Source organism: Promicromonospora sp. NPDC059942, from assembly GCF_042731755.1.
Taxonomy (GTDB): domain Bacteria; phylum Actinomycetota; class Actinomycetes; order Actinomycetales; family Cellulomonadaceae; genus Promicromonospora.
On sequence record NZ_JBHWLR010000003.1, the window covers coordinates 40550 to 54153 of the forward strand.

A 13604-nucleotide genomic window follows, 5' to 3' on the forward strand; every position below is an offset into this window, starting at 1 on the left:
TTGAAGTTGACGCGACGTCAACCTTTACGGTGGTGAACATGCAATGGTCCATCCAGGAGATCTCGCGGCTGACCGGCGTCACGAGCCGGACGCTGCGGCACTACGACGCCGTCGGCCTGCTGCCCGCCGTCCGCACGACGGACGCCGGCCCCCGCCGCTACGACCGCACCGCACTGGTGCGGCTGCAGCGGATCCTGCTGCTGCGGGATCTCGGGCTCGGCCTCGGCGCCATCGCCGAGGTGCTCGACGCCCAGCGGGACGAGGCGCAGGCGCTGCGCACGCACCTCGTGTCGCTGCGGGCGGAGCAGGGCCGGCTGGCCCGGCAGATCGCGTCGGTCGAACGGACCGTCGCGGATCTCGAGAAGGACCCGGACACCACCAGGGAGAGCATCATGGCGAAGGACATGTTCGACGGTTTCGACCACACGCAGTACGAGCAGGAGGTCACCGAGCGCTGGGGCCGCGACGCGTACCAGAAGAGCGACGCGTGGTGGCGCGGGCTCAGCCCGCAGGAGCAGCAGGAGTGGAAGGGGCGGGTCGCGGCGCTCAGCAAGGACTGGGCCGACGCCGCGGCGGCGGGGACCGACCCGGCCTCGGACGAGGCGCAGGCCCTGGCCGCCCGGCACGCCGAGTGGCTCGTGTCCGTGCCGGGCACGCCCGGCGCGGCCCAGCCGCTGCCCGACCGCGGGTACCTGCTGGGCCTGGCCGACATGTACGTGGCGGACGACCGGTTCGCCGCGAACTACGGCGGCACGGAGGGCGCGACGTTCGTCCGGGACGCGCTGCGCGTGTTCGCGGAGCGGGCCTATCCCGCCGCGGCCGACGCGGACGGTGCGTACTGAGCCCGGTACAGGTCGCGCAGCAGGCAGATCTCGCCGCCGTGCGCCATGGCCTCACGGCTGAGGTGGGTCACCAGCGCCGCCATCGGGAACTCGGCGTAGGCGAGACCCTTGGGGCCGATCGGGCGCAGCAGCGACTCGTCGTCGAGCGCTGCGATGCCCGCCTGCCACGACCGGTAGCCCTCCTCGAGCATGGCCAGGCCACCGGCGGCCGTGACCGGGGCCTCGGGCCAGTGCCGCGCGTCGAACATGTCGGCGTCGGGCGGCGCGTCCGTCGGGCCGAACAGGGCCCGGGCGCGCCGCCCGAAGACGTCGCGGCCGACGTGCACCATGCGCCAGGCGATCGTGGTCACCGGCGGGACCTCCGGCTCGGGCACCTCTTGCTCGAGCCGGGGCACCCCGTCGGCCCCGGCGCGCACGCTCCACGCCGGCGACGTGGGCTCCCACAGGTACTCGGTGTCGGTGAGCCCCTCCAGGCGGGGCCACAGGTGGAACTCCCAGTAGAACGAGAGCTGGTCCAGGAGGAGGTCGCGCCACCCCACAGGAGGCGGCGTCGGCGGTATGGTCGGCTCCGTCGTCGTCATGTTCGGACAGTACGCCCGGTCTCTGACACCTAGTTTCAAAGGTAGCCTCTGCCCCATGCGCGACACCGCAGCCGAATCTCCGCAAAAACCCCCGGTGACCTGCTGGTTTGCAGGTCTCACGACGCTCGATGTGATCCACCGCAGCGCCGTCCGGCCGGGGCCTGACGAGAAGATCACCGCCGTGCGCCAGGACGTGTCCGCGGGTGGCCCCGCGGCGAACGCCGCGGTCATCGCGGCGACGCTCGGGGCACGTGCGCTCCTGATCAGCGCGATGGGCACCGGACCGGTGGGTTCGGCCGCCCGGGGCGACCTGGAGCACCACGGGGTCGAGATCCACGACACGGCAGGCGGCCGGGAGATCCCCATCGCCGTGTCGGCCGTGCTGGTCGACGACGTCACCGGCGACCGGTCGGTCGTCTCGCCGGACGCCACCCTCACCAACGGCCTCGACGTGACGTGCGCGGAGCTCGACACCCTGCCGCGGCCCGACGTCGTCCTGCTCGACGGGCACCACCCCGACCTGGCGCGGAGCGTGCTCGCGTACGCGCTCGCGCTCGAACCCCGGCCCCTGATCGTGCTCGACGCCGGCCGCTGGCGCCCCGTCTTCGCGGACCTGCTCGGCGCGGCCGACGTCGCCGCCCGGTCCGCGGACTTCCGCGCACCCGACGGCGCCGCCACGCCCCGGGCAGTCGTGACGACGCACGGATCCGCGCCCGTGACCTGGTGCGACAAGGACGGACGGGACGGATCCACCTACGTGCCGAGCGTCTCGGTGCGCGACACCCTCGGCGCGGGCGACGCGTTCCACGGCGCCCTGTGCGTGGCGCTCGCCCAGGGCGCCGGGCTGGAGTCCGCGGTCCAGGAGGCGATCCGGGTGGCGTCCATCCGCGTGCAGCACGTCGGTCCCCGGTCCTGGCTGGAGTACGCGGCGTGCGCCTGACCACCGCCGAGCTCGTCGAGCGCGCGGCGCGGCTCGCCGCCGACGCCGTCCGTGCGGGCGAGGCGCGGGTGCTCGGCATCACCGGCCCGCCCGGCGCGGGGAAGTCGACCCTGGCCGCCGCCCTCGCCGACGGGCTGGCGCCCGGCACCGCTGTGGTGGTCGGGATGGACGGGTTCCACCTGTCCAACGCCGTGCTGGAGGCCCGCGGCAGCCGCGCGCGCAAGGGCGCGATCGACACCTTCGACGACGCCGGCTACGCCGCGCTGATCGACCGGATCGCGGGGCGTCGGCCGGGCAGCCCGCAGGTCTTCGCGCCGGAGTTCCGCCGCGAGATCGAGGAGCCCGTGGCTGCGGGCACCGTCGTCGCCGACGAGCCCCTGGTGATCACGGAGGGCAACTACCTCCTCGCGGCCGACGGAGCCTGGCCCGCCGCACGCGCCCGCATGGCGGAGGTCTGGTACGTCGACCTGCCCGACGCCGAGCGTCTGCGGCGCCTCGTCGCGCGCCACCACGCGTTCGGCAAGCCACTGCCCGACGCCGAGGCGTGGGCCCGTGGCTCCGACCAGCACAACGCGGATCTCATCGCCACCACCCGGGACGCCGCGGACCTCGTCGTGGACTGGATCTAGCCCGCCGTCACGGCTGTCTGCCCCACCCGCTCAGCCGATCTCGAGGACCGCGACGCGCCACACCCCGCGCCGCGCCTCCAGCCGCACCGCCGCGGCGCGCACCCGCCCCTCGTCGTGCAGGATCACCGTCGCCTCGGCGGACGTGGCGCCCAGCCGGACCAGCCGCACGCGCCGCACCGCGGCCGGGTGCGCCTTGGGCCGTGGCGGCCGTACCTGCCGGGCCTCCCGCATGAGCCGGCCGCGCTCCAGCAGCTGGTCGTAGACCTGCGGCGTCACCCAGCGGGCAAGCTGGGCGGCGGGCCGCTCACCGCGCAGCACCTCGACCGCGGCGCGGACCACGCGGCAGACCTGCGCGGTGGGGTCGGGCAGGGTGGGGTCCGGCTCGGGCACCGGCCGTCCCGACAGCGCCTCCAGAGCCGCCGCCGCGTTCTGCAGCTCGGGGTACGGGGTGCCGCCGATGCGCATGCGGCGCAGCCGCCGGCCGATGCCGGGCCCGGTGACCGGTCCAGCCGGCGGCACGGCTGGCCGCTGGGCGGGTAGCTGGGCGGGCGGCGCCGTCGCCCCGGTGGCCGGGCGCGGGGCGGTGCGGCGGGTGCGGGACGGCGCGGCCGGTCCGGTCAGGCGATCCGCAGCGGGGGCCGGGGCCGGCGTGGCCGGGCCGGGTCGAGGAGGTGCCGGTGCTGCCTCGGGTGGGCTGTCGAGCGTGGTCATACGGATCTCCTGGGGACGCGGATGCGGGTGCGGGCGGGTGCGATGGGTCAGATGACTTCAAGGCTGGTGCAGCACCGTGCCCGGCCGGATCAGGTCCGGGTCGGGGCCCAGCACCTGGCGGTTGGCGTCGTACCACCGGACGACGGCGTCGGCGACCTCGGCGTCGGACGGCCCGTCGGCAGCGAGCCCGTCGGCAGCGAGCCCGTCGGCGGCAATCGCCCACAGGGTGTCGCCTGCCTCGACCACCACCGGTTCCCTGCCCACTCCCGTGTGCCGGCCCCGATCAACGAGCGAGGCCTGCTCGGACCCCCGTTCTGGCGTCGACCCCGCGTCCGAGGCGTCCGAGGCGTCCGAGGCGGCCGCCCGGTCCGGGCGGCCCGTCGGCTCCCCGTCCACGGTGCTCGTCGGCCGCCAGCCGAGGTCGAGCACGACCGCCGGCCCCTCGTCAGCGGCCGGGACGCCGCCGGTGGGCAGGGCCATCGCGGTCGGCGCGGTGAGCGCCAGGCCGAGCCCGGCGCCCGCGGCGACCCGGGCCAGGCGCCGTATCACGGCCGGGGCATGGCGGGCCACGGTGCGTTCGGCCGCCGCCCAGCGCCTGCCGCGGCGGTCCGCGAGGACGCAGGCCAGCGCGAGCAGCGCGTGCACGCCCGTCCAGCCGGCCACCGCGGTGCCGACGGCGACCGTCGCAAGCTCGACGACGTCCTCCACCGGGAACAGCGCGGCGCCGAGCCCGGACCCCACCTGCCACGTGCGGATACCGAGCACGCCGCACGTCGCGACGAGCGCCGTCGCGACGGCGAGCAGCCCGAGGAGCCCTCTCCAGGTGCCTCCGGTCACCGCGTCCGAGGCCGGGGACGTGTCCGGGGCCGGGCAGCCGCCGGGCGGGCGACCCGCGTGCGACGGACCCCGGCTGTCGTCGTGGCGGTCGGCAGCCGGTGCGTGCTCTAGGGCGTGCGTCAACATGTTTCCCCCTGCTGCGGTTCGATTCCAGACATTACGCGTTCGGACGGCATCGGTGATGTCGTTTGATGTCGTCCGGCGATGGTTATTCAACAGGGGCGTCAGGAGGGTGTCCACCGGAGGGCGAGATGCCTGTGGATGGCGCAGGGTGTCTCCATGACATCCGTGCGCCCGGCCGGCCCCACGCGCTGGGAGGCGCTCTTCAGCGATCTCGAGGCGCAGGCACGCGCACAGGTGGTGGCGGAGACCGACGCGCTCGTGTCCGAGCTGACACGCGCCGAGCACGCGACGATGACGCTCGCCGACAGGTTCCGCGCCGTCGTCGGCGCGGTGGTGACGGTCGAGCTGCTCGACGGCGCACCGTTGCGCGGCGTCCTGCTGGAGGCGGCGGACGAGTGGGTGCTGCTCCAGGGTGTCCGGCCGGAACCGGTGAGCCAGCACCTCGTGCCGCTGGCCGCGGTGGCGGCGGTGCACGGGCTGGCCCGTCAGGCGACGTCCGCGACGTCGCGGCGGGACTCCCACGGGCTGGGGCCGGTACTGCGTAGCCTGCAGCGGGACCGGGCCCGGGTCGCCGTGCGCACCCTGAGCGGGGTGTGGGCGGGGCGGATCGCGCGCGTCGGCCAGGACCACCTGGACGTCGACCTGCTCGACGGTCGCGGAACCCGGCTGGTTCCCTTCACCGCTCTGCTGGTCGTGAGCGAGGCACCCTAAACCGACTGGAATGCCCGGAAATGGACAGCGGGACCGGTCTCACCCCGTATGGAGTGTGCCGGTCCCGTCGGTGTACGACGCGGCTTTTCAGCCGTCTGCTCAGCCGTCAGCGGCCGCAGATCCCTTGAGCCGCTCACGGCTCTTTGCGTACATACGCTCGATGTACGACTCGAGCTCGGCTGCCTCGACACGCCAGACCTTCTTGGGCCCCACCTGGATGGCGGGAAGGTCGCCGGTGCGAACGAGTGCGTAGCCCTGGGCCATCGAGATGTTGAGGGTCTCGACCACATCCGCCAGAGAGAGAAAGCGCTTTTCCATGGGAACAGTGTGGCACGAGACACCGACATGAGGGGGTTATCCACAAGAAGTGTTTATCTGATGCCGGATCGGCGGCGTTCGATCACTATGGTTCCGGCGCTCTGCCCAGGCTGTGCGTCATTCCACGCGGGTTCGGGGTTCAACTTGTACTCGACGCCCTACCCAAAGTCCACCAAAGTACGCGGAAGGACCGAGATGACGTATGCCCCGGCCGCCCCGGCGCCCGCAGTCCGGGACCAGGGCCTCCCCGAGCCGGTCGCGACCAGGCTGCGCAGGCCTGGCTGGCGCGACCCGCGGCTCGTGACCGGGCTCGTCATCGTCGCGCTGTCCGTGGCCTCCGGCTCCTGGGTGGTCTCGGCGGCGAGCCGCACCGTCCCGGTCTTCGTGGCCGACGGCGCCCTCACGCCCGGTGCGCCCCTGACCGTCGACTCGCTACGCACGGTCGACGTCCGGCTCGGGTCGGGGACGGGCCACTACCTGTCCGCCGCCGAGCCGTTGCCGGCGGACCTGGTGGTGCTCCGCGTGGTGGACGACGGCGAGCTGGTGCCGCTGACGGCCCTCGGCGCGGACGCCGCCGTCCGCTCGGTCGCCGTCCCCGTGGCCTCGGGGTTGTCCGACCGGATCCGGGCCGGCGTCGTGGTGGACCTGTGGTTCGTCCCCGACGCGCCCGTCTCGCCCGAGGCGGGCGCGGCCCGGCCGGAGCCGGTCACGCTGGCGGAGGACGTGGTGGTCGAGCAGGTGGACGCGCAGGACGGCGCGATCGTCGTGGACGGCACGGTGACGCTGCACGTGCTGGTCCCGGAGGATGCCCTGCCGACCGTGCTGGCGGCGCTCTCCGACACCGGCACCGTCGCCGTAGTGCCCGTGGCGGGCGGCGTCCGGTGAGCGAGGAGCGGACGGTCACCGTCCTGGTCGCGGTGCAGGCGCCCGAGGAGGAGGCGGCGGTGGTGACCGTGCTCGGCGCGCAGCCGCGGACTACCATCTCCCGGCGGTGCGCCGAGCTCGCCGAGCTCCTGGCCGCGGCCGAGGCGGGTGCCGGCACGGCCGCGGTCGTCTCCGGGGACCTGCCGGGCCTGGACCGGGACGCGGTGGCGCGGTTGCGGGCCGCGGGTCTGCGGGTCGTCGTGGTCGAGGACCCGGCCACGCCCGCCGCCCGGCTCGCGGGCCTGGGCTGCGACGTGGTGGTCGCGGGCGGGGACGCGGAGAACCTCGTCGCCGCGGTCCGCGGCGACGGCTCGGCCCACGACGACGGTGCGGTCACCCCCGCCGGCCCGGTGGCCGTGCCCGACGACGGGACCCGGCCCGGCGCGCTCGTCGCCGTCTGGGGCCCGGCCGGCTCGCCCGGCCGCACCACCACCGCCATCGAGCTCGCCGCCGCCCTCGCCGGGGTGGGCGCCACCGCGCCGCGCCGCGCCGGCCTGCTGCGCCGGCCGCGCCCGGCGTCCCCGGCGCTCGGTGCGAGCACCGTCGTGCTGGCCGACGCCGACACCTACGCCTCCTCGGTGACCTCCCGTCTCGGCCTGCTCGACGACGCGCCCGGCCTGGCCGCCGCCGCCCGCGCGGCCGGCCAGGGGCTGCTCGACGCGCGCACGTTGGCCGGGCACGCCCCGGTGGTGCTGCCGGGAGTGCGCGTCCTGACCGGCATCACCCGGGCGTCCCGCTGGCCCGAGCTGCCCGCCAGCTCGCTCGACGTGGTGTTCCAGGCCTGCCGCGAGCTCGCGGCCTGGACGGTGGTCGACTGCGGGCCGGTGCTCGAGGCCGACGAGCTGCTCATGTACGACACGCGCGCCCCGCAGCGCAACGGCGCGACCCTGAGCGCGCTCCAGGCCGCGGACGTCGTCGTGGTGGTCGGCAGCGCCGACCCCGTGGGGCTGCAGCGGCTGGTGCGGGGCCTGGAGGACCTGCGGGACGCCGCGGTGCCGATCCCGGCGGCACGCGTGGTGGTCGTGAACCGGGTGCGGGCCTCCGCCGTCGGGCGCCGGGCCGAGGCCCAGGTGCGCGACGCCCTCGCGCGCTACGGGGGAGTGGGCGACGCGCACCTCGTGCCGGACGATCCGGCCGGGCTCGACGCCGCGCTGCTGGCGGGCCGGGTGCTGGCCGAGTGCGCGCCGGGATCGCCCGCGCGGGCCGCGTTCGAGGGCCTCGCGACGCGGGTCCGGGACCTCGTGCCCGCGGCGGTCTGAGGGGCGACCCGGGCGGCTCGGTGCCCCCGTGCGAGGCACATCGCGCGTAACAATCCGCCCGCCCGGCGCGGCTCGGCGACGGAAACCTCGCAACCGGCGCTAGGTTGTGCCCGTGGCCGCCGTGACGAAGGACAACTACGCCGACGACCTGCGTCTGGCGCAAGTGATCGCCGACCAGGTCGATTCCATCACCATGTCCCGCTTCCGGGCGCTCGACCTCAAGGTGGAGACCAAGCCGGACCTGACGCCCGTGTCCGACGCCGACCGCGCAGCCGAGGACTTCATCCGGGGCCAGCTCGCCCGCGCGCGCACGCGCGACGCCATCGTCGGCGAGGAGTACGGCTCCGCGGGCAGCGGCGCGCGGCGCTGGATCGTCGACCCGATCGACGGCACCAAGAACTTCGTGCGCGGCGTCCCCGTGTGGGCCACGCTCATCGCGCTCGCCGACGGCGACGAGGTCGTGGTGGGCCTGGTCAGCGCGCCCGCCCTGGGCCGGCGCTGGTGGGCGGCCAAGGGCTCGGGTGCGTGGACCGGCAAGTCGATGGCGTCCGCGTCGCGGATGTCGGTCTCCGGTATCTCCCGCGTCGCCGACGCGTCGTTCAGCTACGCGTCCCTCGGCGGCTGGGAGGAGCGCGGCAAGCTGGACGGGTTCCTCGACCTCACCCGGGCGTGCGCGCGCACCCGCGGGTACGGCGACTTCTGGTCGTACATGCTGGTGGCCGACGGCGCCGTCGACATCGCGGCGGAGCCCGAGCTCGAGGTCTACGACATGGCGGCGCTCGTGCCGATCGTCACCGAGGCCGGCGGCACCTTCACCTCGCTCGACGGCAGGCCCGGCCCGTGGGGCGGGAACGCGGTGGCGACGAACGGCAAGCTGCACAAGGAAGCGCTCGACTTCCTGGGCTGACGACGGGCCCCGCCGCCGCCCCCAGACCAGCCCCCGACCTCGTCAGCCGCGCGGGACGTCCTTGATCTCGCTCCAGTCGTACCAGAGCAGGTCGCGGTCGGTGACGCGCTGCAGCGCCTCGTCCAGCGCGGAGTCGGACTCCTCGCCGACCTCGGCCGTGGTCTCTGCGTCGCTCTCCTCGTCGGCGGCGGCGAGCACGTCCGCGATGTCGGCGGCGGCCTCCGGCTCGTCGACGTGCACGCAGACGATCGCCACCTGCTCGACCGTGCTGGTCACCTGGACCTCGGAGGCGACGGGCTCGTCGTCGTCCGCACCGCCGGGAACGACGGGGCCGACGGACGCGTCCGGGACCTCGACCGTGATGATCACGCGCTGGTGCGGGGCGTCGGTGCGGCCGGCGATCAGCGCCAGCGAGTCGTCGGCGGCGTTGAGCGCGGCGACGTACTCCAGGCCCTCGGCGTCCTCGTCCGGCAGGGCTGCCTCGAGCTCCTTGGTCACGGCGTGGGCCCGGCGGGGCGCGACCGTCCAGCGGGCGGCGGCGGTGGAGTGGGAGACGGCGTCGAGCTCGTCGAGCGTGGCGGGCACGTAGATGCGCATGTGCTCAGTCTGCCGTGTGTCGAGCTCGCGCGAGTGGAGTGGCGGTGTCACCCAGTCCCCGTACTCTCGTGTCCGGCGTCGGGGCGGGACGCCGCGGGTAGTGGTAGCAGCCGAGGGCAGGAGACGAGATGGGTGCCAAGACCGCGATGCTGGTGTACGCGGACGGAGACGTGGCGACAGGCCTGACGGGTGCGGCGGACTTCGCCGACGAGGCGAGCGCCGCCGAGCTGCTCGGCCTGCTGTGGCCGCCGGCCCGGATCCGGCCGGACGGCGAGGAGCCCTGGGACCTCGGGGACGCGGTGTTCCCGCCCGAGGGGCGCGCCTGCGCGCTGTCCACGCCCGAGGTGGACGTCCTGTGCGACCAGGCCCTCATGCTCGACCGGCCCTCGCAGCTGCCGGCCCACCTGGTGGACGCCAGCATGGGCCGCACCCTGTACCTGCACGCGATGCACAGCGTCGTGGACTGGTTCGCCTTCGCGGTGTGGCGGGACGGTGTGCTCGTGCGCTCGCTCAGCCTCTCGCCGGACGACGGCGTGCTGGAGGACACGGGCGAGCGGCTCGCCTTCGAGCAGCCGTTCTGGGCGGGCGAGCATCCCGCCAGAGGCGACTACGCGCTCCCGTTCCACCCGCTGGAGCTGGGGGAGCACGCCCTGAGCGAGTTCTTCGGCTTCAACATGGAGGGGGCCGACGACGGCGGCCCGTCCGCCGGCCGCCTGGACCCGTGGGCCGTGGAGCTGTTCGGCTTCCAGGTGGTGTAACCGGGCCGAGCGCTCGACAGATCTCCGAATGACTCGTACATTTGTTCGAGAGCGAGGAGGTCGTCATGCCCGAACCCACCACTGCCCGTCCGACCGGGGTGGTCCCCATGCTGTCCTACCAGGACGGCGTGTCCGCCATGGACTGGCTCATCGAGGCCTTCGGTTTCACCGAGGCGGAACGCTGGCTGGACGACGACGGACACCTCTCCCACGGCGAGCTCGACGCCGGCGGCGGTCGCCTGATGCTGTCCGAGCTCGCGTCCTACGAGGGCCCGGCCGAGCACCGCAAGCACTGCCGGGCCGCGGACGCGTGGCTGTCGACACCCTGGGTGATCGACGGCGTGCTGGTCCACGTGGACGACGTCGAGGCCCATCTCGCCCACGCCCAGGCGGCGGGCGCGGGCGTGCTCTCGAAGATCGAGGAGGCGCCGTACGGCCGGTCGTACCGGGCGGAGGACCTGGAGGGGCACCGCTGGATGTTCCTCCAGCCCTGACGCGTCGTCAGTGCCGAGGTGTCGGCGGCGCAGGGTCCCCGCCCCGGGCCAGCCGGTCCACGCGGCGCAGCGCGGCGGGGAACCGCGCGTCGCCGGCCATCTCGCGGACCAGGTCGGCCGCCTCGCCGAGCGGCATCCCCGACGCAGTGACGTACAAGGGCTTGGCGGACTGCCCGCGCAGCACCTCGGCGGCGTGCGACGCGGCGTGGAACCGGGTCTTGGCGACACCGAGCACCACGGGGGCCAGCCCGGCGTCGGCCACGTGGGCGCCCAGCCCCGGGCTGCCGGCCGGGTCGAGGTCCACGTAGCCGTCCACGATCAGCAGGTCCAGGGGTGCCACGCCGGCCAGCACCTCGCGGAGCGGCGGCAGCTCGCGCTCGTAGAACCGCCCCGGCCGGTACTCCGCGACCTGCTCGACCAGCACGGTGCGCTCCTCGACCAGAGTGGCGAACGCCGAGTCCTCGGCGACGACCAGCGCGGCGCGCGCCCCGCCGTCGTCCAGGTACTGCACGTCCACCGCGCCGTAGCGCGGGGTGGTGTCGGTCATGGTCAGGCGTCCGAGCCCGTCCGGGACGAGAGCAGGCGGCGGAACGAGGCGAGCCGGGCCTCGCGTGCCGGACGCTCGGTCTCGGGGGAGGCCTCGATCCAGTCGTCCAGGGCGCAGTCGGGGGCGTCCGCGAGGTGCGTGCAGCCGCGGGGGCACTCCTGCGCCACCTCGTCGAGGTCCTCGAAGGCGTGCAGCAGGTGCGCCACCTCGACGTGCGCCAGGCCGAACGAGCGCACGCCCGGGGTGTCGATCACCCAGCCGTCGAAGGCCTCGCCGGGCTCGGCGCCCCCCTCGTCGGGCGCGCCGTCTCCCTCGGGCTCGGCGTCCGCGCCCCCGACCGGGAGCCGCAGCGCGACCGCCGACGTCGAGGTGTGCCGGCCGCGCCCCGTCACGTCGTTGACCACGCCGGTGGCCCGCTTCGCCGCGGGCACCAGCGCATTGATCAGGGTGGACTTTCCGACGCCCGAGTGCCCCACCAGCACCGACGACAGGCCGCGCAGCCGGTCGCGCACCTCCTCGACGGACCCGGGCGTGAGCACCACGGCGCCGTCGTCGCCCGACGGCGCGCGCTGCGTCACCACCACCTGGACCCCGAGCGGCTCGTACAGCTCGCGAAGGTGGTCGGGGGAGGCGAGGTCGGCCTTCGTCAGGCACAGGAGCACCGACATCCCGGCGTCGTACGCGGCCACGACGCAGCGGTCGATCATGCCGGTACGCGGCTCCGGCTGGGCCAGGGCCGTGACGATGACGAGCTGGTCCGCGTTGGCCACGACGATCCGCTCGTAGGGGTCGGTGTCGTCCGCTGTGCGGCGGAGCGTGGAGGTGCGCTCCTGGATCCGCACGATCCGGGCGAGCGACCCCTCCCCGCCGGAGGTGTCGCCCACGACGTCGACCCGGTCGCCGACGACGACCCGCGTGCGGGTGAGCTCGCGCGCCTTCATCGCGGTGACCGTCAGGTCATCGTCGACCAGCAGCGTGTACCGCCCCCGGTCCACGCCGGTGACCAGGCCGGTCACGGCGTCCGAGTGCTCAGGCCGCTGCTTGGTCCGGGGGCGGGACCCGCGCTTGGACGGGCGGGACTTGAAGTCCGACTCGTCGCGGATGTCTCGGCGGCCCATCAGCCCAGCATGCCCAGCCACATGCCCGTGAAGTCGGGCAGGGTCTTGGCCGTGGTGCCGACGTTCTCGACCAGCACCCCGGGTACGCGCAGGCCGAGCAGCGCGGCCGAGGTGGCCATGCGGTGGTCGGCGTAGGTGCGCACGACGTCGCCGCGCAGCGGCCGCGGCGTGATGACCAGGCCGTCGCGGGTCTCCTCCGCCTGCCCGCCGAGCCGGGTGATCTCGCGGGCCAGCGCGGCCAGCCGGTCGGTCTCGTGGCCGCGCAGGTGCGCGATGCCGCGCAGCCGCGAGGGGGAGTCGGCGAGCGCGGCCAGCGCGGCGAACGTAGGCGCGAGCTCGCCGCCGGCGTGCAGGTCGACGTCGATCCCGTGGATCTCGCCGGTGCCGGTGACGGACAGGACGCCGTCGGCCAGGGTGTACGTGCCGCCCATGCGCTCCAGCAGCTCGGGCACCATCGCGCCCGGCTGGGTGGTGAGCGTGGGCCAGCCGGGGACCCGGACCGTCCCGCCGGCCACGAGGGCGGACGCGAGGAACGGCGCCGCGTTGGAGAGGTCGGGCTCGACGCGCACGTCGCGGCCGGCGATGGGGCCGGGCCGCACGCTCCAGATGCCGTCCCGCGAGTCGTCGACCTCGACGCCGACGTCGCGCAGCGTGGCGACCGTCATCTCGATGTGGGGCAGGCTCGGCAGCGTGGCGCCGATGTGCCGCAGCGTCAGGCCCCGCTCGAACCGTGCGGCGGCGAGGAGCAGGCCGGACACGAACTGGGAGGACCCCGACGCGTCGACGTCCACGGAACCGCCGGGCACGCTGCCGCGGCCCTCGACGGTGAACGGGAGGAAGCTCGGCAGCTCACCCGGGTGCTCCGGGTCGTGCACCGTGACGCCGAGGGCGCGCAGCGCGGCGAGCACCGGCAGCATCGGCCGCACGCGGGCCTCGGGGTCGCCGTCGAACCGGACCGGGCCGTCGGCGAGGGCCGCGAACGGCGGCAGGAACCGCATCACCGTGCCGGCGAGCCCGGTGTCGACCTCCGTGCCGCCGGTGACCGGCCCCGGCGTGATGTGCAGGGTGCTGGGCTGGTCGCCCTCCTCGATCCGCGCGCCGAGGGCGCGCAGGGCGCCGATCATCAGGTCCGCGTCCCGGCTGCGCAGGGCGCCGCGCAGGGTGCCGGGGGAGTCCGCGAGGGCGGCGAGCACCAGGAGCCGGTTGGTGAGCGACTTGCTGCCGGGTACCTCGACCGTCGCGTCCAGCGGTGCGCCGGCGAGCGGCGCCTCCCATGTCGGTGCGGGCGCGGTGGTCGAAGAAGTCATG

17 protein-coding genes are annotated in these 13604 nt (G+C 74.9%); 9 read left to right on the forward strand and 8 right to left on the reverse strand.

The annotated features are described in order from the left end of the window. The first annotated feature begins 38 nt into the window (after positions 1-38). Positions 39-842: a MerR family transcriptional regulator gene (locus ACFV9Q_RS05230; RefSeq protein WP_377233484.1), complete on the forward strand. Its 804-nt coding sequence runs from the start codon at positions 39-41 to the stop codon at positions 840-842. Here the strand turns inward: ACFV9Q_RS05230 and ACFV9Q_RS05235 are convergent. After that, entirely contained in the window at positions 806-1423 is a 618-nt protein-coding gene (locus tag ACFV9Q_RS05235; protein ID WP_377233485.1) for a DinB family protein, read from the reverse strand. The two genes, ACFV9Q_RS05230 and ACFV9Q_RS05235, sit on opposite strands and share 37 nt — an antisense overlap. Positions 1424-1478: 55 nt before the next feature. Here ACFV9Q_RS05235 and ACFV9Q_RS05240 point away from each other — a divergent pair, with 55 nt between their 5' ends. Beyond that, complete coding sequence (locus ACFV9Q_RS05240; protein WP_377233486.1) at positions 1479-2363, forward strand: PfkB family carbohydrate kinase; 885 nt, start codon at positions 1479-1481, stop codon at positions 2361-2363. After that, positions 2354-2992, forward strand: coding sequence for a nucleoside/nucleotide kinase family protein (locus tag ACFV9Q_RS05245; RefSeq protein ID WP_377233487.1), 639 nt, complete (start codon positions 2354-2356; stop codon positions 2990-2992). The genes ACFV9Q_RS05240 and ACFV9Q_RS05245 overlap by 10 nt, the downstream gene beginning before the upstream one ends. A gap of 30 nt (positions 2993-3022) precedes the next feature. Here the strand turns inward: ACFV9Q_RS05245 and ACFV9Q_RS05250 are convergent, their stop codons facing one another. Together ACFV9Q_RS05250 and ACFV9Q_RS05255 are read right to left on the reverse strand one after the other, a co-directional pair. Then, complete coding sequence (locus tag ACFV9Q_RS05250; RefSeq protein WP_377233488.1) at positions 3023-3703, reverse strand: Rv3235 family protein; 681 nt, start codon at positions 3701-3703, stop codon at positions 3023-3025. 57 nt (positions 3704-3760) lie between these two features. Next, positions 3761-4540 (reverse strand): hypothetical protein, encoded by a 780-nt coding sequence (locus ACFV9Q_RS05255; protein WP_377233489.1) that lies wholly within the window; start codon positions 4538-4540, stop codon positions 3761-3763. Positions 4541-4819: 279 nt separating this feature from the next. On the opposite strand from ACFV9Q_RS05255, the gene ACFV9Q_RS05260 reads away from it, so the two are divergent. After that, positions 4820-5374 carry a hypothetical protein gene (locus ACFV9Q_RS05260; protein ID WP_377233490.1) on the forward strand — a complete coding sequence of 185 codons (555 nt, stop codon included), beginning with the start codon at positions 4820-4822 and terminating at the stop codon, positions 5372-5374. 99 nt (positions 5375-5473) lie between these two features. Here the strand turns inward: ACFV9Q_RS05260 and ACFV9Q_RS05265 are convergent, their stop codons facing one another. Further along, positions 5474-5692, reverse strand: a complete 219-nt coding sequence (locus ACFV9Q_RS05265) for an AlpA family transcriptional regulator (RefSeq protein WP_020016485.1) — start codon at positions 5690-5692, stop codon at positions 5474-5476. Positions 5693-5887: 195 nt separating this feature from the next. On the opposite strand from ACFV9Q_RS05265, the gene ACFV9Q_RS05270 reads away from it, so the two are divergent. The 3 genes from ACFV9Q_RS05270 to hisN all read left to right on the forward strand — a co-directional run bounded on the left by ACFV9Q_RS05270 (position 5888) and on the right by hisN (position 8782). Continuing rightward, positions 5888-6577: a hypothetical protein gene (locus ACFV9Q_RS05270; RefSeq protein WP_377233491.1), complete on the forward strand. Its 690-nt coding sequence runs from the start codon at positions 5888-5890 to the stop codon at positions 6575-6577. Next, the gene (locus ACFV9Q_RS05275; protein ID WP_377233492.1) at positions 6574-7875 is read left to right on the forward strand and encodes a CpaE family protein; all 1302 of its coding nucleotides are present in this window, start codon (positions 6574-6576) and stop codon (positions 7873-7875) included. Before ACFV9Q_RS05270 ends, ACFV9Q_RS05275 begins: the two co-directional genes overlap by 4 nt. A 106-nt stretch (positions 7876-7981) precedes the next feature. Next, positions 7982-8782, forward strand: coding sequence for a histidinol-phosphatase (gene hisN / locus ACFV9Q_RS05280; RefSeq protein WP_377230397.1), 801 nt, complete (start codon positions 7982-7984; stop codon positions 8780-8782). Between the two features lie 42 nt (positions 8783-8824). Here hisN and ACFV9Q_RS05285 read toward each other — a convergent pair whose 3' ends face one another. Next, positions 8825-9379, reverse strand: a complete 555-nt coding sequence (locus ACFV9Q_RS05285; RefSeq protein WP_377233493.1) for a DUF6912 family protein — start codon at positions 9377-9379, stop codon at positions 8825-8827. Positions 9380-9507: 128 nt separating this feature from the next. On the opposite strand from ACFV9Q_RS05285, the gene ACFV9Q_RS05290 reads away from it, so the two are divergent. Together ACFV9Q_RS05290 and ACFV9Q_RS05295 are read left to right on the forward strand one after the other, a co-directional pair. Beyond that, a complete protein-coding gene (locus ACFV9Q_RS05290) occupies positions 9508-10137 on the forward strand; it encodes a DUF6928 family protein (RefSeq protein ID WP_377233494.1) in 630 nt (209 codons plus the stop codon). Between the two features lie 65 nt (positions 10138-10202). After that, positions 10203-10631, forward strand: a complete 429-nt coding sequence (locus ACFV9Q_RS05295; protein ID WP_377233495.1) for a VOC family protein — start codon at positions 10203-10205, stop codon at positions 10629-10631. A 7-nt stretch (positions 10632-10638) separates the two neighbouring features. Here the strand turns inward: ACFV9Q_RS05295 and ACFV9Q_RS05300 are convergent, their stop codons facing one another. From ACFV9Q_RS05300 to aroA, 3 genes are read right to left on the reverse strand one after another with little or no spacing between them, the layout of a single operon-like run. Then, positions 10639-11178 carry an endonuclease V gene (locus ACFV9Q_RS05300; protein ID WP_377233496.1) on the reverse strand — a complete coding sequence of 180 codons (540 nt, stop codon included), beginning with the start codon at positions 11176-11178 and terminating at the stop codon, positions 10639-10641. Positions 11179-11180: 2 nt separating this feature from the next. Further along, positions 11181-12296, reverse strand: a complete 1116-nt coding sequence (locus ACFV9Q_RS05305) for a ribosome small subunit-dependent GTPase A (RefSeq protein ID WP_377233497.1) — start codon at positions 12294-12296, stop codon at positions 11181-11183. Beyond that, a complete protein-coding gene (gene aroA / locus ACFV9Q_RS05310) occupies positions 12296-13603 on the reverse strand; it encodes a 3-phosphoshikimate 1-carboxyvinyltransferase (RefSeq protein ID WP_377233498.1) in 1308 nt (435 codons plus the stop codon). Before aroA ends, ACFV9Q_RS05305 begins: the two co-directional genes overlap by 1 nt. Between the last annotated feature and the right edge of the window lies 1 nt (position 13604).

Excerpts from the sequence above, each read along its gene's own strand:
- ACFV9Q_RS05235 (WP_377233485.1), bottom strand. The coding sequence starts at position 1,423 with ATGACGACGACGGAGCCGACCATACCGCCGACGCCGCCTCCTGTGGGG.
- ACFV9Q_RS05230 (WP_377233484.1), top strand. The coding sequence starts at position 39 with ATGCAATGGTCCATCCAGGAGATCTCGCGGCTGACCGGCGTCACGAGC.
- ACFV9Q_RS05260 (WP_377233490.1), top strand. The coding sequence starts at position 4,820 with ATGACATCCGTGCGCCCGGCCGGCCCCACGCGCTGGGAGGCGCTCTTC.
- ACFV9Q_RS05240 (WP_377233486.1), top strand. The coding sequence starts at position 1,479 with ATGCGCGACACCGCAGCCGAATCTCCGCAAAAACCCCCGGTGACCTGC.
- ACFV9Q_RS05300 (WP_377233496.1), bottom strand. The coding sequence starts at position 11,178 with ATGACCGACACCACCCCGCGCTACGGCGCGGTGGACGTGCAGTACCTG.
- ACFV9Q_RS05265 (WP_020016485.1), bottom strand. The coding sequence starts at position 5,692 with ATGGAAAAGCGCTTTCTCTCTCTGGCGGATGTGGTCGAGACCCTCAAC.
- ACFV9Q_RS05290 (WP_377233494.1), top strand. The coding sequence starts at position 9,508 with ATGGGTGCCAAGACCGCGATGCTGGTGTACGCGGACGGAGACGTGGCG.
- ACFV9Q_RS05305 (WP_377233497.1), bottom strand. The coding sequence starts at position 12,296 with ATGGGCCGCCGAGACATCCGCGACGAGTCGGACTTCAAGTCCCGCCCG.
- ACFV9Q_RS05285 (WP_377233493.1), bottom strand. The coding sequence starts at position 9,379 with ATGCGCATCTACGTGCCCGCCACGCTCGACGAGCTCGACGCCGTCTCC.
- ACFV9Q_RS05295 (WP_377233495.1), top strand. The coding sequence starts at position 10,203 with ATGCCCGAACCCACCACTGCCCGTCCGACCGGGGTGGTCCCCATGCTG.
- aroA (WP_377233498.1), bottom strand. The coding sequence starts at position 13,603 with ATGACTTCTTCGACCACCGCGCCCGCACCGACATGGGAGGCGCCGCTC.
- ACFV9Q_RS05270 (WP_377233491.1), top strand. The coding sequence starts at position 5,888 with ATGACGTATGCCCCGGCCGCCCCGGCGCCCGCAGTCCGGGACCAGGGC.
- ACFV9Q_RS05250 (WP_377233488.1), bottom strand. The coding sequence starts at position 3,703 with ATGACCACGCTCGACAGCCCACCCGAGGCAGCACCGGCACCTCCTCGA.